Source organism: Rhizobium sp. AN73 (genome assembly GCF_030757975.1).
GTDB lineage: Bacteria > Pseudomonadota > Alphaproteobacteria > Rhizobiales > Rhizobiaceae > Agrobacterium > Agrobacterium arsenijevicii.
Genome location: NZ_JARWME010000002.1, coordinates 82320 through 101461, shown reverse-complemented (window position 1 = coordinate 101461; position 19142 = coordinate 82320). Strand labels below are relative to the sequence as shown.

Here is a 19142-nt window from a genome sequence, read left to right as displayed (position 1 = left end):
CAATCCACCGCAAACCTTCGACGCAAGCACGCCGCGCATCCCACGATGCGCGGCGTTTTTGTTGGAATGAATGTCCATGTGCATCGCCTGAAATAGAATCCGTTTCAATGGCTTAGATGGAAATCACAAACATGTTGCGTCGCAATAAAGACGCCCAGAACAGACTATACCTAAACAAGGCAACAGACACACAAAGAAACAGTGCTATTTTATTCTTTATGCTTTGTGGTAATTTGAAGAACAGGGTGATTCGGACTAAATGATTTAGTTCAGGGGCGACATGATGGAGCAAGAATACGAGAACTGGGCAACGACCGTTGCCTATTCGATCGTGATGCACGAAGGTCTGGATCTGGCGCTTGCCGCGCAAAATCTGGACAGGGGCAAGACCAGAAACAATCGCGAGCGGCTGATGGAAGCCATACGTACATCGCTGCTGGAGGCCCGTTCGCGCAGCCATCTGACGGTGGCGCACCGGCTCTGAATTCCGTCTGCCGTGTCTGATGCTGCCGGAGGATCAGGCCGGAAGCAGGTCGGTGCGGATCGCGGCTTTCAGCGGCAGGTGGTCCGAGGCGATGCGCGCCAGCGCGCTGTCATGCGCCTCGACCTGCTCGATCAATCCCTGACGATTGGCGATGATCCTGTCGAGCGCCAGCACCGGCAGGTTGGACGGAAAACTTGGCACCGCGGGCGGCAAGGCGCCGAAAGCATCCCTCAGCGTATTGAGCGACGAGCCATTGCCGAGACGCCATTCGTTGAGGTCTCCCATCAGGATGGTCGCACATTCGTTGCGCGCTTCCAGAAGGCCGATAAGCGCCTTCGCCTGCTGGGCACGGGAATGGCGCAAGAGACCGAAATGCGCGGCGATGATGCGCAGCGTGCCACCGCTTTTCAAATCCAGTTCCACGACGAGCGCGCCGCGCGGCTCCAGCCCTGGCAATTTCAGCGTATGGACATCCCGCACAGCGCCTTCCCTGAACAGCACGACATTGCCGTGCCACCCGTGCGCCTTCACCCCGGCCTGCACCCGCACGGGAATAAGCCCGCTTTCCCGCTCCAGCCGGGCAAGATCAAGCAGACCCGTGCGCTCACCGAAACGGCTGTCCGCCTCCTGCAGCGCGATGATGTCTGCGCCGATTTCCTGAATGACGCGGCTGGTGCGGTCCGGATCGAACTTGCGGTCGCGGCCAACGCACTTATGCACATTGTAGGAGGCGATGACGGGAAAGGAGTGATCTCTCACCGCCTGCCCCGCTTTCTTCCTTTGGTGACGGTCGCGCAGCGACTGCATGACGAAGGCGGGCAAACTGCTGTTCTTCGCCAGGGCCGTTTTTTCGCTGTCCAGCAAACCGTTTTTCTTCACGCTGCAATGTCTCCTCACAGATTGAAAGTGTCAGAGCGCCCTTTCAGACGCGTGGCGCTCTAAAGATAGGGCGAAGCGAGCCACAGGATACGCTCCCCCAAACGAACAACGAATGGCCGCGCATTCAGTTCGCTCAGCCGGACGGGCAAGGCGGTCGCGCGCGCATCCCGGATGCGGTTCCCGATCGTCGCGGCGAATTCTTCATCCATGACCTCGAGATCGATCTCGAAGTTCAATCGCAATGAGCGCGGATCGAGGTTGGAAGAACCGATATAGCTCCAGCACCCGTCGATCACCAGAAGCTTGGAATGGTTGAAAGCCCCCGTCGCCCGCCAGATGCGGCAGTAATTCTTCAGCATCTGGTCGAATTGCGCCGTCATCGCCCTGTCCACAAGCACCAGATTGTTGCTTTTCGGCACGATGATATCCACCACGACTCCCCGCCTTGCTGCGGTAATGAGCGCCGAAATAAGCTCCCGATCAGGGAGAAAATAGGGCGACATGATGAGAATGGAGGAACGGGCGACGGAAAACGCACCCATCAGCATCTTGTGATTGGTCTCGATGCTCTTGTCCGGCCCCGAGGATGAAACCCGGGCGACGATCTGCGAACCCGGTACGCCATCGGGAATGGCGATATCCCAGACCGGCGTGTCCAGAAGCTCCCCGGTCGTGAACCGCCAGTCCTCAGCCGCGATGGAGAAAAAGTCAGACACCACCGGCCCACTGATCTTGAAATGGGTGTCGTGCGCCTGGTGTTCGCCACCGAATTCCAGGGTGAAACCCTCACGGATATTCATGCCGCCGCTAAACGCGATGCGCCCGTCCACCACGAGGATCTTGCGGTGGGTGCGCAAATTCGCATAGGGCAGCCGAAGCCCCATGATGACATTGCCGTTGAAGACATCGGCAACGATGCCCTTCTCCCGCAGCGTCGGCAGGATGCTCGGCACGGAATAACGTGCGCCGACCGCATCCACCAGCACCCGCACTTCCACACCGCGAAACTTCGCCCTTTCGAGCGCCCCAACAAAACGGGCGCCGATCCTGTCATTGTCGAAAATATATGTTTCGAGGATGATCGACCGTTTCGCCTCTTCGATCGCCTCCAGCATGGCGGCATAGGCCGTGTCACCGGTGACAAGCGGTTCGATACCGTTGCCGGTTGTCAGCGCATGGCGCGTCACCCGGTCGCCGAGTGTCTTCATCGCCTCGAAACGACGCCCGAACCGCGCAGCGATCACCTCACCGCTCGCATCCAGACGCGCGACGCGATCCATGATCTCGTCCTGCATGAAGGATCGCTGTTGCCGGATGTTGGACCGGCGGATCCGGTTGATGCCGGCAATCGCATAAATGACCGCGCCGACGATCGGCGACAGCACGATGACGCCGACCCAGCCAAGCGCGGAGCGGACCTCCTCCTTCGTCATCGTGGCATGCACGGCCGCCACGGTTCCCATCAAAATGGAAAGAACAGCAAGGATATGGGGCCAATAGGCGATGACGAGAGCGAGCATGCTGCGACTATAGAGCAGTTCGGCGATCCCGCAATGACAACCCCGCACTGTAGGCCCTGCAAGAAGAGTGGACCACGAGCTTTCCGCCCATCCTTTTGCGGGACAGACCCTTGCGGGATTAACGGTGGAAAGTGACGGTGCGATATGTCATGAGAGCGCATCTTGATCTGTGAGCAGGGGCACTTGCGGGCTTCTGCGGCGTTTGAAAGCAAGAAGGCCGTGATGCAGGAAAATACACAGGGCGCCGTCATCGTTATTTCCAGCCACGTCATGCGTGGATCGGTCGGCAACCGTGCCGCGGTCTTCGCGCTGGAGACGCTGGGTTATCCGGTATGGGCAGTGCCCACCATCGTTTTGCCCTGGCACCCCGGCCACGGCCCGTCCACCCGGATGCGCTTCCAGGACGACGACTTCGACAAGGCCATGACCGACCTCGAAAACGCCAAATGGATCGGCGAGGTCAAAGCGATACTCACCGGTTATTTCGGAAGTGCCGCACAGGTCCGCTCGGTCGCAAGGCTGATCCGCAATCTCAGGGAGAAAAACCCGGCGCTCGTTTATGCCTGCGATCCTGTCATGGGCGACAAGGGCGGGCTTTATATTCCGGTGGAGACCGCAGAAGCCATCCGCGACGAACTCATTCCGCTTGCCTCGGTCGCAACGCCGAACCGCTATGAACTGGCGTGGATGAGCGGCGCGGAGCTTGAGACCAACAACGCCATCATGGATGCCGCCCTCGCCCTCGGCCCTTCGAAAATGCTGGTCACGTCAGCCGTGCCGATGATGGCGGGCGGCACCGGCAATCTCTATCTGAGCGGCCGGCACGCCCTTCTTGCGGAACACCGCGCCATAGATGACGCGCCGAACGGTCTCGGCGACCTGATGGCGGCACTGTTCCTCGCCCGCCTGCTGGAAGGCATGGACGACGAAAAGGCGCTGCAACTGGCCACCGCCAGCGTGTTCGAAATACTGGCGCGAACCAAAAAACGCGACATGAACGAATTGACGCTGGAGACAGACGCTTCAAGTCTCTCCACACCCATGGCCATGGTGCAGATGCGCCATCTCTTGCATCCTTCACGCAGCAAGCGCAAATAGCGCCTTTAAGGATTGGTCTTCAACGCACCAGGTTCGCCTCCTGATCTTGGTCCAAGCATAACGGTACTGCGATATCATGAAAGATTTTCCAGAAACCCTTCTGAACGGCTACAAGAACTTCATGAGCGGCCGTTATGCCGACGAACGCGAAAGATACCGTGTTCTGGCCGATACCGGACAGAAACCACAAACCCTGTTCATTGCCTGTTGTGACTCCCGTTCGGCGCCGGAAACGATTTTCGACTGCGGACCGGGAGAATTATTCGTCATGCGAAACGTCGCCAACATGGTGCCGCCCTATGAGCCTGATGGTCAGTACCACGCCACCTCCGCCGCCATCGAATATGCCGTGCAGGTTCTGAAGGTGAAGGACATCGTGGTCATGGGCCACGGCCGCTGCGGTGGCATTCAGGCCGCGCTCGACCCGAACCTTGAGCCCCTGTCGCCCGGCGATTTCATCGGCAAATGGATGAACATGGTCAAGTCGGCAGCCGAGCAGATCCAGAGCAACGACATCATGACCGCCTCCGAGCGTCAGACGGCACTGGAGCGCGTTTCCATCCGCAACTCCATCGCCAACCTGCGCGGCTTCCCCTTCGTCAAGGCGCAGGAAACCGCCGGCAAGGTGAAGCTGCATGGCGCCTGGTTCGATATCTCGACCGGCGAATTGTGGGTGATGGACAGCAAAACGGGCGACTTTCGCCGCCCGGAACTGTGATTGAGTCGGGTGGTTCTGCGGGCACCGTTTGGGCCTGCTCCGGTAACTCCGTCATCCTCGGGCTTGTCCCGAGGATCTAACCACCCAACAGAAAATCGAAGCGTCGCAGATCCTCGGGACAAGCCCGAGGATGACGTCGAGAATGCGGATAAGGCCTTGCGATCACAAAGCCTGTCAAACCAACGGCCCTATTGGCCGTCGATCGACTTGCCGATGAAGGCGATGGCCTGCTGATAGACGCTTGCGGCGTTCCAGCCCTGAATGGCCGCGTAGTTCGTCTGGCCCTGCTGATAACCCGCACCGCGCTGCCAGCCGTGACCGACAAGGAAATTGGCCGTGGAGGCCAGCGCATCGGCGCGAGAGCCGACGAGATCGATACGACCGTCACGGTCGAAATCCACACCGTAGCGCACGACGTTCAACGGCAGGAACTGCGTCTGGCCGATTTCACCATGGGCAGCGCCCTTGGCGTTGACGTTCAGCGAACCGTTGCCGACGAGCTTCAGGGCCGCATAAAGCTGCTCAGTGAAATAATCAGAACGGCGGCAGTCGAAGGAAAGCGTCGCCACGGCGGAAAGCGTGTGCTGGTTGCCCATGAAGCCGCCAAATCCGGTTTCCATGCCCCAGATGGCGAGCAGCGGGCCGGCCGGCACGCCGTAGGCCTTTTCGATCGAGGCGAAGAGAGCCGCATTGTTCTTCTTCATGGTCTTGCCGCGCGAGATGATCGTCTGGCCGCCACGCTTCTGCATGAATTGATCGAAGGACAGCTTGAAGCTGTGCTGGCCGCGATCGGCGCGAATGGTCGGCTGGTTGTAGGAGACGCCGGAGAAAGCGCGATCGAGCACCGAGGCACTGACACCGCGGCCCGCCGCTTCCTGCTTGAAGGCACCGACCCAGGCGTCGAAGCCTGCCGAAGTGTTGCCGCATTGCGCAGCCACAACCGGCGTCGCCGCCATAACCGAAACCATGGCTGTACCAGCCAGAATTGCCTTCATTGCCCGCATCAAAATCTGCCTTCGATATCCTTTGGGGAGTTCATCCCGAGAACCAAAACGTCACCGCTGTATGAATTTAGGTGCCAAATTGCCTTTTGGCGGCCTAAATTGCCTTTCGGCAGCAAGACCTGCAAATAAACTGGCCGTGATCGTCACCAATCAAAAAACCCGCCTGCCCACACGGAACAGACGGGTTATACTTAACGAACCTTAAAAAATCGTATCAAGCAGCCGCCTTGCGGGGCTTGATGAGACCACGATTGACCAGAAGTTCGGCGATCTGGATGGCATTGAGGGCAGCGCCCTTGCGCAGATTGTCCGAAACAACCCAGATGTTGAGGCCGTTTTCAACCGTCGCATCCTCGCGGATACGCGAAATATAGGTCGCATCTTCGCCGGCGGATTCAACCGGGGTGATGTAGCCGCCATCTTCGTGCTTGTCGATGACGAGGCAACCCGGCGCTTCGCGCAGGATGTCACGCGCCTGATCGGCGGTGATCTCGTTTTCGAACTCGATATTGACCGATTCCGAATGGCCGATGAAGACAGGAACGCGCACGGCCGTGCAGGTTACCTTGATCTTCGGATCGAGCATCTTCTTGGTTTCAGCAAGAACCTTCCACTCTTCCTTGGTGTAGCCGTCTTCCATGAAGACGTCGATATGCGGAATGACGTTGAAGGCGATGCGCTTGGTGAACTTCTTGTTCTCGACCGGATCTGCGACGTACACGGCGCGGGTCTGCCTGAACAGTTCGTCCATGCCTTCCTTGCCAGCGCCGGAAACCGACTGGTAGGTGGAGACGACGACGCGCTTGATCTTGGCGAAATCATGCAGCGGCTTCAGCGCGACGACGAGCTGGGCCGTGGAGCAATTCGGGTTGGCGATGATGTTCTTGCGGGTGAAGCCCGAGATCGCATCGGCATTGACTTCCGGAACGATCAGCGGAACGTCCTGGTCGTAGCGCCATGCGGACGAGTTATCGATGACGACGCAACCCTGCTGGCCGATCTTCGGCGACCACTTCTTGGAAATCTCGCCGCCGGCCGACATCAGGCAAATATCCGTGTCGGAAAAATCGTAGTTTTCGAGGTTGGAAACCTTCAGCGTGCGGTCGCCATAGGAGACTTCCGTGCCCTGGGAGCGGGAGGAAGCGAGCGGCACGACTTCATCTGCCGGAAAACCACGTTCGGCCAGGATGTTGAGCATTTCGCGACCGACGTTGCCGGTGGCGCCTACAATTGCAACTTTGAAACCCATGATCAAGCTCTCTTTCTGTCTCTCCTCTTTTGGGTGAGGTGGGGAACCCGCATCGCATTGCGGCTTCCTCGATCCCCAGCCAAACCGGGGAGAGAGCGGCGGGCCAGAGACGTCAGACGGTTTTAATCGTCGTTTTGGCCGTAATTCGGATGGAATAAGAAAGGCGCGGATCATCGCCGGCGGATTGTGCCGGTCCTTCCATAACAATCATGTCTGCAACATGCTTGCGCAAGGTGATGCTCCTTCTTCGCGAGAAGCTATTAGAAGGTTTGGTGTTCGTGTCAAGGAAAAAGGCGTGTTCCGAGCCGCGGGACACAAACCGGCAAACACCGCCTCGCGACATTTTTGCACGTTAAACATTAGACTAAAGTCATAATCCGAAAGCATCGCTCTTATTGGGGTTAATTTTCTGTCACTCTGACACCATGCGCATTGCACCCTTATGGGGGAGTCCGGAGGAGAGACAGGGCTCTGCAGTGCGCCCATTTGACATCTGTGGAGGACAGACAATGGCAAACGTAGCAGCCGTGAGCGGCGCCGCCCGTCCCATGACGGGCGAGGAGAAGAAGGTGATTTTCGCCTCTTCTCTCGGAACAGTCTTCGAATGGTACGATTTTTATCTGTACGGCTCGCTCGCGATCTATATCGGCGCGAACTTCTTCAGCCAATATCCGGAAACGACACGCAACATCTTCGCGCTTCTGGCATTTGCCGCCGGCTTCCTCGTGCGCCCCTTCGGCGCACTGGTGTTCGGCCGTCTTGGCGACATTGTCGGTCGTAAATACACCTTCCTGATCACCATTCTCATCATGGGTGTTTCGACCTTCCTCGTCGGCGTCCTGCCCGGCGCGTCCCAGATCGGCATCGCAGCTCCGGTCATTCTCGTCATCCTGCGCATGCTTCAGGGTCTGGCGCTTGGCGGCGAATACGGCGGTGCTGCAACCTATGTGGCCGAACACGCGCCCAACGGCCGCAGAGGCTACTACACCTCATGGATTCAGACGACGGCAACGCTCGGCCTGTTCCTGTCGCTGGTGGTCATTCTCGGCGTGCAGTTCGCACTCGGCAAGGAAGCCTTCGCAGCCTGGGGCTGGCGCATTCCCTTCCTCGTTTCAGTTCTGCTGCTTGGCGTATCGGTCTGGATTCGTCTGAAAATGAACGAATCCCCCGCCTTCAAGAAGATGAAAGAAGAAGGCAAGACCTCCAAGGCACCGCTCAGCGAAGCCTTCGGCCAGTGGAAAAACGCAAAGATCGCCCTGCTTGCCCTCGTCGGCGCCGTCATCGGTCAGGCCGTCGTCTGGTATACGGGCCAGTTCTATGCGCTGTTCTTCCTGCAGAGTATTCTGAAGGTGGACGGCCAGTCGGCCAACATCATGGTCGCGGTGGCCCTCATCCTCGGCACGGGCTTCTTCGTGCTCTTCGGCTGGCTTTCCGACAAGATCGGCCGCAAGCCGATCATTATGGCCGGTCTCATTCTTGCAATGCTGACCTACTTCCCGCTGTTCAAGGCGCTCACATGGGCGGGCAACCCGGCACTTGCACAGGCGCAATCCACCGTTCGTGCCACCGTTACCGCCGCTCCGGGCGACTGCAAATTCCAGTTCAACCCGACAGGCACGGCGAAATTCACCACATCCTGCGACATCGCCACCTCGTTCCTGACGCGCAACTCCGTTCCCTATGACGTCGTTGCGGGAGCAGCCGGCGAGCCGGCAAGCGTCAAGATCGGTGACGCCACCATTGCCAGCTACGACGCCATCGCAGCCGGCGCGGATGCTTCCGCGAAGGACAAGGCCTTCCAGAAGCAGGTCAACATCGCGTTGCACGACGGCGGCTACCCGCTGGTGCGTGGCGCGGCACAGGTGCCGGACGCCAAACTGGATGCCTTCATTGCCGCCAATCCGGAACTCAACCTCAATGCGGTGGCCGTTCGTGCCGCCGACAAGAAGATGGTTGCGACCGACAAGCTGGTAACGGACAAGCTGCTGACACCGGCCGAGGCCGCTGGAGCTGCGGAAATGGCCGTCTACAGCATTGCCGGTGGTGGTGCCTTCGCCATGGTCGCCGATCCGGCCGCCGTGAACTGGGTCGTCATCATCGCGGTTCTGACCGTCCTCGTGATCTATGTGACGATGGTCTACGGCCCGATCGCGGCCCTCCTGGTCGAACTGTTCCCGACCCGCATCCGCTACTCCGGCATGTCGCTGCCCTACCATATCGGCAACGGCTGGTTCGGCGGCCTTCTGCCCGCCACCGCATTTGCGATGAGCGCGGCGAAGGGCGACATCTATTACGGCCTCTGGTATCCGATCGTCTTTGCAGGCATCACGCTGGTCATCGGCCTGCTGTTCCTGCCGGAAACCAAGGATCGCGACATCCACACCATGGAGTGAACCAAGGGCCTGACGGACATTTTCGGAACCCGGCGCGCAGGCGCCGGGTTCTTTTATTGCGCGGTGAGCCGCAATATCGAATGAACTGTCGCAGGGGCCTGACATTCCGTCGCAGGTAAGACAAAATCAATATGGAGACAAAGTCCCCCTGAATAGGTTATGACCCCCCCTACATTTTCGGGCAGAGGGAGAGCCATTTTGAAGATCGGAACGCCTAAGGAACTATATGAGGGCGAGGCGCGCGTCGGTATGACGCCCGACAGCGCCCAGGCATTGCAGAAACTCGGATATGATTGCATCCTCGAGACAGGTGCGGGCAAGGCGGCGGGATTTTCCGACGACGCCTATCGCGCAGCCGGTGTCACGGTCGTCGATAGCGCCGATGCGCTTTACGCCGGCGCTGATATCATCGCCAAGGTTCGTCCGCCGGAAACGTCGGAGATTGATCGCCTGTCCTCGGACAAGACGCTGATCTCGTTCTTCTACCCCGCACAGAACAAGGACCTTCTGGAGCAGGCGAAGGAAAAGGGCGCAAACGTCATCGCCATGGACATGGTGCCGCGTATTTCCCGCGCCCAGAAGATGGACGCCCTGTCCTCCATGGCCAATATCGCCGGCTACCGCGCCGTCATCGAGGCGGGCAATAATTTCGGCCGCTTCTTCACCGGTCAGGTAACCGCCGCCGGCAAGGTGCCGCCCGCCAAGGTTCTGGTCATCGGCGCAGGTGTGGCCGGTCTTGCCGCCATCGGCACAGCCACCTCGCTCGGCGCCATCACCTATGCCTTCGACGTGCGCCCGGAAGTGGCCGAACAGATCGAGAGCATGGGCGCCGAATTCGTCTATCTCGATTTCGCCGACCAGAGCCAGGACGGTGCAGCCACCGGCGGTTATGCCGCCCCCTCCTCGCCGGAATTCCGCGAGAAGCAGCTCGAGAAATTCCGCGAACTGGCACCGCAGATCGATATCGTCATCACCACCGCGCTCATTCCGGGCCGTGACGCCCCGAAACTGTGGCTGGCCGACATGGTGGCGGCAATGAAGCCGGGTTCGGTCATCATTGACCTTGCTGCCGAGCGCGGCGGCAATTGCGACCTGACGGTTCCCGACCAGCGCGTCGTCTCCGACAACGGCGTCATCGTCATCGGCTATACGGATTTCCCGAGCCGCATGGCGACGCAGGCCTCGACGCTCTATTCCACCAACATCCGTCACATGATGACCGACCTGACGCCCGCAAAGGACGGCAAGCCGGTTCACAACATGGAAGACGACGTCATCCGCGGCGCGACCGTCACCTATCAGGGCGAGATCACTTTCCCGCCGCCGCCGCCGAAGATCCAGGCCATTGCCGCGCAGAAACCCAAGGAAAGAGCAAAAGAGCTTACGCCTGAGGAGAAGCACGCCAAGGAACGGGCTGAGTTCAAGGCGCAGACGAAAAGTCAGGTCGGCCTGCTGGTCATCGGCACGGCGGTTCTGCTTCTTGTCGGCCTCTATGCGCCGGCAAGCTTCATGAGCCATTTCATCGTCTTCGTGCTCGCCTGCTTTATCGGCTTCTCCGTCATCTGGAATGTCAGCCACTCGCTGCACACGCCGTTGATGGCGGTGACGAACGCGATTTCCGGCATCGTCATTATCGGCGCGCTGCTGCAGATCGGTTCCGGCAATTGGCTGGTGGTGCTCCTTGCCTCGCTTTCCGTCCTGATCGCGACGATCAACATCGTCGGCGGTTTCCTCGTGACACGGCGCATGCTCGCCATGTTCCAGAAGTCCTGAGCCGTGTAGGGGACACTTTATGACCATTGGTATCGTTTCCGCGGCCTATGTTGCCGCAGCCGTTCTTTTCATCCTTTCCCTCGGCGGCCTTTCCGGACAGGAAAGCGCCAAACGCGCCGTCTGGTACGGCATAACAGGCATGGGCCTTGCCATTGTCGCCACGGTCTTCGGACCTGACGTCGGCAACTGGTTCATCGTGCTTCTGATGCTGGCGGGTGGCTCCGTTCTCGGCTACTTCGTCGCAAGCCGCGTACAGATGACCGAGATGCCGCAGCTTGTCGCAGCCCTTCACTCCTTCGTCGGTCTTGCCGCCGTCTTCATCGGCTTCAATGCCCATATCGAGGAAGCGCATGTCGCTTCGCTCGATGAGACGGCGCGTTCATTGTTGACCGGCTTTTCCGCCCTCCTCGCCCACAAGACGCCGGTGGAACTGGCCATCATGAAGGTGGAGGTCTTCCTCGGCGTCTTCATCGGTGCCGTCACCTTCACCGGTTCGGTCGTCGCCTTCGGCAAGCTGGCCGGCAAGGTGGATGGCAAGGCGAAGAAGCTGCCGGGCGGACATGTCCTCAATGCGAGCGCCGCGATCCTGTCGCTCGTGCTGCTCCTCATGTATTGCAACGGCGCCGGCGCTTGGACGCTGGTGCTGATGACGCTTGCCGCCTTCTTCATCGGCTATCACCTGATCATGGGCATCGGCGGCGCCGACATGCCTGTCGTCGTTTCGATGCTGAACAGCTATTCCGGCTGGGCAGCAGCTGCCATCGGCTTCACGCTCGGCAACGATCTCCTGATCGTCACAGGCGCGCTGGTCGGTTCCTCGGGTGCGATCCTCTCCTACATCATGTGCAAGGCCATGAACCGCTCCTTCGTCTCTGTCATCCTCGGCGGCTTCGGCGGCACGACGGGTCCGGCGATGGAAATCGATGGCGAACAGGTAGCGATCGATGCCGAAGGCGTTGCTTCGGCGCTGAACGATGCCGACAGCGTCATCATCGTTCCCGGCTACGGCATGGCGGTGGCGCAGGCGCAAAGCGCGGTGTCCGAACTGACCCGCAAGCTGCGCGCCGACGGCAAGACCGTGCGTTTCGCCATCCACCCGGTGGCGGGCCGCCTTCCCGGCCATATGAACGTGCTGCTCGCCGAAGCAAAGGTGCCTTACGACATCGTGCTGGAAATGGACGAGATCAACGACGATTTCCCCAATACCGACGTCGTCATCGTCATCGGCTCCAACGACATCGTCAACCCGGCGGCACAGGACGATCCGAACTCGCCCATCGCCGGCATGCCGGTTCTGGAAGTGTGGAAGTCCAAGCTGGTCATCGTCTCCAAGCGTGGCCAGGGAACGGGTTATTCCGGCATCGAGAACCCGCTGTTCTACAAGGACAATACCCGCATGTTCTACGGTGACGCCAAGAAGTCGATCAACGAACTTCTGCCGCTCATCAAGTAACAAAAAGGGCGTTTCCGGGAGACCGGAAACGCCCTTTTGATTTTCTGAGAACGCATTCCACCTTGACGTCATCCTCGGGCTTGACCCGAGGATCCATCGCGCGTCGGGTTGTGGATCCTCGGGTCAAGCCCGAGGATGACGACGGTGAGGTTCGAGCTGGTACTCAGCCAAAACGGTCGCCTTAAAGCACCCGGTAACGCCGGTTGAAATACATCAGCGCTTCTTCGCCTTCATTGATCTTCATATCGACGACATCGCAGATCAGAATATCGTGCGTGCCGCCATCGTGCGCCTCGCGGATGCGGCAATCGAAGGAGACCAGAGCGTCTTCCAGAACCGGAGCGCCGGTTTCAAGCACGCCCCAGCGCCCGGCGGCGAAACGTTCGTCCGCCGGCGTCTTGCCGCCGAACAGGGTGCTCAGCGCCTCGTGCTTTGAGGCAAGCGTGTTGACGCAGATGACGCCGTTGCTCTTCACCACCTTGTAGGCGGAAGCATTGCGATTGAGGCAGACGAGCAAGGTAGGCGGATTGTCGGAAACGCTGCAAACGGCCGTCGCTGCAAAACCCGCACGTCCAGCCACCCCGTCCGTGGTGACGATGTTGACCGCCGCACCGAGCCGCGCCATGGCGTTCCTGTATTCGAGGCTGCGCTGCTCAGCAGTCTTCGTCTCCATTTCCGCTTCCTTTTCAAGAGACATCATCCGCATCTAACCCATCCTTCCTTAACAGGCCCTCAAGCCAGCACGCAGGCGTCGTCAAAGCCGAGGCGCGGCAGACGGCCGAACAGTTTCGACGGATCGCCGTAACCGAGATTGATCAGGAAATTGGATTTCCACGTCGTGCCCGCGAAAAACGCCGTATCCACCTTGCCTTTGTCAAAACCGGACATCGCCCCGGTATCCAGTCCCAACGAGCGGGCCGCAATAATGAGATAACCCGCCTGCAAAGTGGCATTGCGGAAGGCCGTTTCCTCGGCGACGGCCGGGCTAGAGGTAAACCACGAACGCGCGTCGGCATGTGGAAACAGCACCGGCAGTTTCTCGTAAAATTCGCGGTCGATAGCAGCGATCACCGTCACCGGTGCAGCCATGGTCTTTTCGAGGTTGCCCGAAGAAAGCGCGGGCCGCAGCTTTTCCTTGGCTTCCGGGCTGCGCACGAACACGAAACGCGCCGGCGAGCAATTGGCCGAGGTCGGCCCCATCTTCGTCAGATCGTAAATTGCTCTCAGTGTCTCGTCGCCGACCGGCTTGTCAGCCCAGCCATTATGGGTGCGTGCCGCGGTGAAAAGTGCTGCAAGTGCCTTATCGTCGAGTGCTGTCGTCATTGTCTTAAAAATCCTGTCAGAATGGCCGTGTTGCCGGCAGCAGAAACCGCAAAAGCCGCGCGTTGAAAAGGTCAGTCTCGGTGATATTGACCGCATGCGCCCCGAAATCGAGGAGACAAAGTTCGCTTTGCGGCAAACCCTCAGCAAGACGCAGCGACCGGGTATAGGGCACCAGAAGATCGTCCTTCGTCGCCACCAACAGCACCGGATTGTCGATCTCGCCAAGACGGGTATCGATATCGAAGGCCCTGAGCGCCGCGATGCGCCGAAGCACATTCGCCCTGCCCTGAAAATGCGCGACACCATGCGCATCGTCGCGTGCAAGCCGCTCCTGATGTTCCGACATCCAGGCCGCCGGATACAGAAACAGCGGCTGGGCTTTCACGAAAGCCTCGACGCCGGATTTCTCCAGAAGCTCGATCCGCACATCAAAGCAGCGCCCGGAATGCGGATCGGCCTTGCTCCATGCATTGATAAGAACAAGCCTGTCGATGAGGCCGGGCTGGCGCAGCGCGATATCGAGACCGATCAGACCGCCGAGCGCATGACCCATGAAGTGAAATTTTTCGAGGTTCAGAGCCGAGACGATCTCCAGCACATCATCCGCCATGGCCGATATGCCGCCATCCGCCGGCACTTCGCCGCCGGTCCTGCCGGTTCCGCGATGGTCATAGGTGACGATCCGGAAATGACCGGAAAGAGCCTCGATCTGCGGCGTCCAATAGGTGCCCGACCCGCCCAGTCCCGATGACAGCAGGATAGTGGGCGCCTCAGGCTCGGCCCGGCCATGAACCTCGAAATGCATCATCTTGCCGTGTCGCCCCTATTTGCCGATATGGGCGACAGTGGCGATTTCCACCAGCGCGTCAGGCTTTACGAGGCCGCACTGGATGCAATAACGCGCCGGCTTGTCGCCGGGGAAATATTCGGCGTAGACAATGTTGACGGCCTGGTAGTTCGCCCAGTCGGTGATGAAGATGTGGTTCATCGTCACGTCCTCCATCGTGCCCCCGGCGGTCTCAATAACGGATTTGATGGTTTCCAGAACATGGCGGGTCTGCGCGCTGGCATCGCCCACATGCACGACATTATTGTCCTTGTCGAAGGGCAGCGTGCCGGAAACATAAACCACGCCATCGGCGAGGGTTCCCGGCGAAAAGGGAGCGATGGGTTTGCTGGTACCGGCAGGCACGACGATCTTTTTCGGCATTTCGTTCTCCTCTTTGTGTTTCTCAATCAATCGGTGACGGGTGCGGCCTGCGAGATGACGCCGCAGAAATCATTGACGGTCGCCACCCAGCCGAAAAATTTCTCGACATTGTAGACCGTCGCCTGCTGGATATAGTCCGGGCCGAGATGATGCGTGGCATCCTCCAGCATCACCCCGAAATATTCGAGATGGAAGGCGTCGCGCAGCGAGCTTTCCACGCAGACATTGGTGGCGATGCCGACGAACACCAGATTGCGGATGCCGCGGGCACGCAGAACGCTGTCCATATTGGTGTTGAAGAAACCGCTGTAACGCGTCTTCGGCACCAGAATGTCGCCGGGCTGCGGCTGCAGCTCGTCGACAATGGCATAATCCCACGTCCCCTTGGCAAGCAGCTGGCCCTGCAGTTCCGGCCTTTTGCGCATCGTCTTCAGCGCATTGGACTTGTGCCAGTTGGGCGAACCCGGCCCACCCGCCTCGACATAGTCCTTGTCCCAGCCATTCTGGAAATAGATGACCTGAACGCCCGCCGCCCGCGCTGCATCCAGCGTCTTCTTGATGTTGGCGATGGTGCCCTTGGCCCCGGAAATGTCGAACCCGGCCAGATCGACATAACCGCCCTCGGTCGAATAGGCGTTCTGCATATCGACCACGACAACGGCGGTCTCGCTGGGCTTGAGGGTAATCGGCTCCGGCCGTGCGGGAAGTGTGACACTTTCCGAACGGCTTTCCGGCCCCTTGTAACCCGCCACGACGGCTTCGCTCATTCCGCAGCCTCCAGTTCGGCCAGAACATGCTTGCGGCTCTTCATCAGCGGCTGCACATATTTGCCGAATTTTTCGACGCCTTCGAGGAAATCGTCAAAGGTCAGCATCACGCCGCCCGTTCCCGGCACTTCGCTCATCTCGTCCAGCATGGCCGCCACCTCCTCATAGGAGCCGATCAGCGTTCCCATGTTGATGTTGACCGCCGAGACGGGATTGGACATGTGCCGGACATTGGTGTCGGAGCCGGATTTGGTGTCGACAGAACTCTGCAGGCCGAGCCACTTGATCGCCTCCTCATCCGCGCCCGCCTTGTAGTGCTCCCACTTGGCCCAGGCATCCTCGGATTTTTCCTCGGCAAGGATCATGGTCAGCACGACGGATTTAACATCGCGGCCGGTCTTTTCGGTTGCCGCCAGAAGTCGCTCATTGGTGGGCGCGAAGGCCTTCGGCGTATTGACGCCAACGCCGAAGCAGAAGCTGTAATCGGCGAATTTGGCCGAGAACGCCATGCCGGAATTGGAGGAACCGGCGCAGATGAGCTTCACATCCCCCTGCGGCACCGGCTTCATGCGGCAATCCTCCATCTTGAAGAACTTGCCGTTGAAATCCGATTGGCCATCGGTCAGCAGCTCTTTCAGGACCGAGGTATATTCGCCGAGATATTCGTAGCGATCACCGAAATAATCATCGCCCGGCCAAAGCCCCATCTGGCTGTATTCAGGACGCTGCCAGCCGGTAATCAGGTTGATGCCGAAGCGGCCGCCGGAAATGGAGTCGATCGTTGTCGCCATGCGGGCAACGATGGCCGGCGGCATGACCAGCGTGGCGGCCGTGCCGAACAGCTTGATCTTGGAGGTGACGGCGGCAAGGCCCGCCATCAGCGTGAAGGATTCCAGATTATAGTCCCAGAATTCGGTCTTGCCGCCGAAGCCGCGCAGCTTGATCATCGAAAGCGCGAAGTCGAAACCATATTGCTCCGCCTTCAGCGTGATCGCCTTGTTCAGGTCGAAGCTCGGCTTGTATTGCGGCGCGTTTTCGGAGAGGAGCCACCCATTGTTTCCGATCGGTATAAAAACACCAACTTCCATTTTGCTGTTCCCTTTTTGGCGTCAGGTGTCTCCTGACTTGACAAAAGAGTAGCAGGTTCTGTGCCAGACCAAATAAAATAATTTTATCAAATGGATAAAATTTGGGGGCGCATCGAGCCTTGACCAAAAGATAAAAATTTTATCATTTGGTAAAAATATTTGCCTGTTTATTCGGCATAAATGAAGTGTGCAAAATGGGAAATGGGCGGCTGTCGCAATGGCCCGCAAGTCTTGAAAACGCACGCTCACGCTCTGCGTCATCCTCGGGCCTGTCCCGAGGATCTATCCACGTTGCGTAAAATCAATCGGTTGCAGATCCTCGGGACAAGCCCGAGGATGACGACGTGAAGTTTTCAGAACTACGATCAATCTTGGATAGCTATCACCGAGCTATGCCAAAACCTCAAACGAGGCGCTGCTGCGCATAGGCATGTACGGCGCGGAAGGCAGCCTCGGCGCCTGCGACAACACGCTCTTCCTCTTCAACCGTCAGCGAAATTTCATCGAGCGCGGCCGTAAATGTGCGCCAATGCAGGCCGCGTCCTTCAGGAGCGCCGGCCAGATGGCGTGCGCCGAATTCTTCGTTGAGCCCAAGCTTGGCCGCATCTTTCAGAAGGAACGCCGCACCGAGATTGGAGCCTTCCACCACATAAAGCCAGCCCATCGCCTCAGGCAGATCGAACGGCGTTTCGCCGGTAAAGCGCGGCGCTGCGGTTTCGGGAATAGCGTGACCGAGATCGGCAAGGTCCTGCTCAATCATCGCCAGACGACGGCGACCCTTGAGATCGGGCAGCAGGCCATCGAGCGCCGCGTTGGAGAAGAAAGCATCGAGGTCGCGATGGAAAAGATATTGCGTTTCCACGAATTTGCCGAAGTTCTCCCGGCTCTCAAACGGCTTGGCTGCCATGATGAATGTATCGAGACCGCCATGCGCGCCGCGCGTCGCAGCCCTCAGGCGCTTCACTCGGCTCTGCTCGATCTCTTCCACAGGCGCTGACGGCTCCACAACGGTCATGATACTTCCCTTTATCCCACAAACAGATTGCCTGATAAAAATCTTTACTGAAACAGTCAAATTTTATTTTAGCATTTTTTGGTGTTCAGCGGAAAAATGACATTCGCGTAAACCGCTGTAAACATTCCATGCCTCACCGGATGCAACACACCCCATCAAGCAGCCTCCGGAACCAATCCGCCCACCATTCCAGCCTACCGAACAATCATCTTGCAATTACTGCTTTACAACTAACATGTCAGTATGCCATCAATCTGCAGCCATCTTGGAGGAGCATCTTAATTGACCCAGAAATTCGGCCTTTCGGCAGCCCTGACGACCCCTTTCAAAACTGACGGAACCGTCGATATCGAAGCCATGATCGCGCATGCCCGCCGCTGCCTTGCAAATGGCTGCGACAGCGTGACGCTCTTCGGCACCACCGGCGAGGGATGCTCCGTCGGCAGCCGCGAACGGCAGGTCATTCTCTCCCGCTTCATCCAGGCAGGCATTGTGCCCTCCCGTCTGGTCACCGGCGTTCTGGTGGATTCCATCGAGGATGCGGCCGAACAATCGGCCGAGGCCCTGAAAGCAGGCGCACGCAACATTCTTCTCGCCCCACCCTCCTATTTCAAGAATGTCAGCGATGACGGCCTGTTTGCGTGGTTCTCGGCGGTTTTCGAAAAGATCGGCAAGGGCGCGCGCGACGTACTCGTCTACAACATTCCTTCCGTGACCATGGTGACACTGTCGGTCGAGCTGGTGGGACGGTTGAGGAAGGCGTTTCCGGGCATCGTCACCGGCGTGAAGGACTCCTCCGGCAATTGGGCACATACCGAGCGTCTGCTGAAAGAGCATGGCGATCTCGTCATCCTGATCGGCGATGAGCGTGATCTGGCCAAGGGCGTTCGCCTCGGCGGTCAGGGCGCTATCTCCGGCGTTGCCAATTTCCTGACGCAGGAAGTCCGCGCCATGGCCGTTGACGGCAAGGACGACCCACGCATCGTCGATCTTGTTGTGGAACTTCTGAAATTCCCGGTTACGCCCGCCGTAAAGGTGCTGGTATCACACACGACAGGGGAAAATATCTGGTCTGACGTGCGCGCGCCGCTCGTTGCCATTTCACCGGAGGACCGGCGGCAGATCGAAGGCGCATTTGATGCGCTGTTTCGCAGGCAGGCCGCCTGAA

General features: G+C 59.0%; 18 protein-coding genes. 7 read left to right on the top strand and 11 right to left on the bottom strand.

Features of this window, described 5'->3' with window-relative positions:
* Nucleotides 1-280: 280 nt before the first annotated feature.
* On the top strand, nucleotides 281-484 hold the full coding sequence (locus RBH10_RS10330; protein WP_045017783.1) for a hypothetical protein: 204 nt from the start codon (nucleotides 281-283) through the stop codon (nucleotides 482-484).
* A gap of 33 nt (nucleotides 485-517) precedes the next feature.
* On the opposite strand, the gene RBH10_RS10325 is transcribed toward RBH10_RS10330, so the two are convergent.
* Both RBH10_RS10325 and RBH10_RS10320 read right to left on the bottom strand, forming a co-directional pair.
* A complete protein-coding gene (locus tag RBH10_RS10325; protein WP_281037279.1) occupies nucleotides 518-1363 on the bottom strand; it encodes an endonuclease/exonuclease/phosphatase family protein in 846 nt (281 codons plus the stop codon).
* A gap of 59 nt (nucleotides 1364-1422) precedes the next feature.
* Nucleotides 1423-2883, bottom strand: a complete 1461-nt coding sequence (locus RBH10_RS10320) for a phosphatidylserine/phosphatidylglycerophosphate/cardiolipin synthase family protein (RefSeq protein ID WP_281037280.1) — start codon at nucleotides 2881-2883, stop codon at nucleotides 1423-1425.
* Nucleotides 2884-3105: 222 nt separating this feature from the next.
* Between RBH10_RS10320 and pdxY the strand changes: the two genes are divergently transcribed.
* Together pdxY and RBH10_RS10310 are read left to right on the top strand one after the other, a co-directional pair.
* Nucleotides 3106-3981 carry a pyridoxal kinase PdxY gene (gene pdxY / locus RBH10_RS10315; RefSeq protein ID WP_281037281.1) on the top strand — a complete coding sequence of 292 codons (876 nt, stop codon included), beginning with the start codon at nucleotides 3106-3108 and terminating at the stop codon, nucleotides 3979-3981.
* 76 nt (nucleotides 3982-4057) lie between these two features.
* Complete coding sequence (locus RBH10_RS10310) at nucleotides 4058-4699, top strand: carbonic anhydrase (RefSeq protein ID WP_045017787.1); 642 nt, start codon at nucleotides 4058-4060, stop codon at nucleotides 4697-4699.
* Between the two features lie 188 nt (nucleotides 4700-4887).
* Here RBH10_RS10310 and RBH10_RS10305 read toward each other — a convergent pair whose 3' ends face one another.
* Together RBH10_RS10305 and RBH10_RS10300 are read right to left on the bottom strand one after the other, a co-directional pair.
* On the bottom strand, nucleotides 4888-5703 hold the full coding sequence (locus RBH10_RS10305) for a lytic transglycosylase domain-containing protein (protein ID WP_281037282.1): 816 nt from the start codon (nucleotides 5701-5703) through the stop codon (nucleotides 4888-4890).
* Between the two features lie 214 nt (nucleotides 5704-5917).
* Nucleotides 5918-6952, bottom strand: coding sequence for an aspartate-semialdehyde dehydrogenase (locus RBH10_RS10300; RefSeq protein WP_045017791.1), 1035 nt, complete (start codon nucleotides 6950-6952; stop codon nucleotides 5918-5920).
* Between the two features lie 509 nt (nucleotides 6953-7461).
* On the opposite strand from RBH10_RS10300, the gene RBH10_RS10295 reads away from it, so the two are divergent.
* From RBH10_RS10295 to RBH10_RS10285, 3 genes are all read left to right on the top strand, one after another.
* Nucleotides 7462-9345 (top strand): MFS transporter, encoded by a 1884-nt coding sequence (locus RBH10_RS10295; RefSeq protein ID WP_281037283.1) that lies wholly within the window; start codon nucleotides 7462-7464, stop codon nucleotides 9343-9345.
* 198 nt (nucleotides 9346-9543) lie between these two features.
* A complete protein-coding gene (locus tag RBH10_RS10290; RefSeq protein WP_281037284.1) occupies nucleotides 9544-11118 on the top strand; it encodes a Re/Si-specific NAD(P)(+) transhydrogenase subunit alpha in 1575 nt (524 codons plus the stop codon).
* Nucleotides 11119-11137: 19 nt separating this feature from the next.
* Nucleotides 11138-12571, top strand: coding sequence for an NAD(P)(+) transhydrogenase (Re/Si-specific) subunit beta (locus RBH10_RS10285; protein WP_281037285.1), 1434 nt, complete (start codon nucleotides 11138-11140; stop codon nucleotides 12569-12571).
* A 181-nt stretch (nucleotides 12572-12752) separates the two neighbouring features.
* Here the strand turns inward: RBH10_RS10285 and rutF are convergent, their stop codons facing one another.
* The 7 genes from rutF to RBH10_RS10250 all read right to left on the bottom strand — a co-directional run bounded on the left by rutF (nucleotide 12753) and on the right by RBH10_RS10250 (nucleotide 17974).
* Complete coding sequence (gene rutF, locus RBH10_RS10280) at nucleotides 12753-13277, bottom strand: NADH-dependent FMN reductase RutF (protein WP_281037286.1); 525 nt, start codon at nucleotides 13275-13277, stop codon at nucleotides 12753-12755.
* 26 nt (nucleotides 13278-13303) lie between these two features.
* Nucleotides 13304-13894 (bottom strand): malonic semialdehyde reductase, encoded by a 591-nt coding sequence (locus RBH10_RS10275; RefSeq protein WP_281037287.1) that lies wholly within the window; start codon nucleotides 13892-13894, stop codon nucleotides 13304-13306.
* Between the two features lie 16 nt (nucleotides 13895-13910).
* Nucleotides 13911-14702, bottom strand: coding sequence for a pyrimidine utilization protein D (gene rutD / locus RBH10_RS10270; RefSeq protein WP_281037288.1), 792 nt, complete (start codon nucleotides 14700-14702; stop codon nucleotides 13911-13913).
* Nucleotides 14703-14717: 15 nt separating this feature from the next.
* Nucleotides 14718-15104, bottom strand: a complete 387-nt coding sequence (gene rutC, locus RBH10_RS10265; RefSeq protein WP_020810423.1) for a pyrimidine utilization protein C — start codon at nucleotides 15102-15104, stop codon at nucleotides 14718-14720.
* 26 nt (nucleotides 15105-15130) lie between these two features.
* Nucleotides 15131-15871 (bottom strand): pyrimidine utilization protein B, encoded by a 741-nt coding sequence (gene rutB / locus RBH10_RS10260; protein ID WP_060723695.1) that lies wholly within the window; start codon nucleotides 15869-15871, stop codon nucleotides 15131-15133.
* Nucleotides 15868-16959, bottom strand: a complete 1092-nt coding sequence (rutA, locus tag RBH10_RS10255) for a pyrimidine utilization protein A (RefSeq protein WP_112954413.1) — start codon at nucleotides 16957-16959, stop codon at nucleotides 15868-15870. The genes rutB and rutA overlap by 4 nt, the downstream gene beginning before the upstream one ends.
* A gap of 403 nt (nucleotides 16960-17362) precedes the next feature.
* Nucleotides 17363-17974 (bottom strand): biliverdin-producing heme oxygenase, encoded by a 612-nt coding sequence (locus RBH10_RS10250; RefSeq protein ID WP_281037289.1) that lies wholly within the window; start codon nucleotides 17972-17974, stop codon nucleotides 17363-17365.
* A 282-nt stretch (nucleotides 17975-18256) separates the two neighbouring features.
* Between RBH10_RS10250 and RBH10_RS10245 the strand changes: the two genes are divergently transcribed.
* Nucleotides 18257-19141: a dihydrodipicolinate synthase family protein gene (locus RBH10_RS10245; protein WP_281037290.1), complete on the top strand. Its 885-nt coding sequence runs from the start codon at nucleotides 18257-18259 to the stop codon at nucleotides 19139-19141.
* Nucleotide 19142 lies beyond the last annotated feature (1 nt).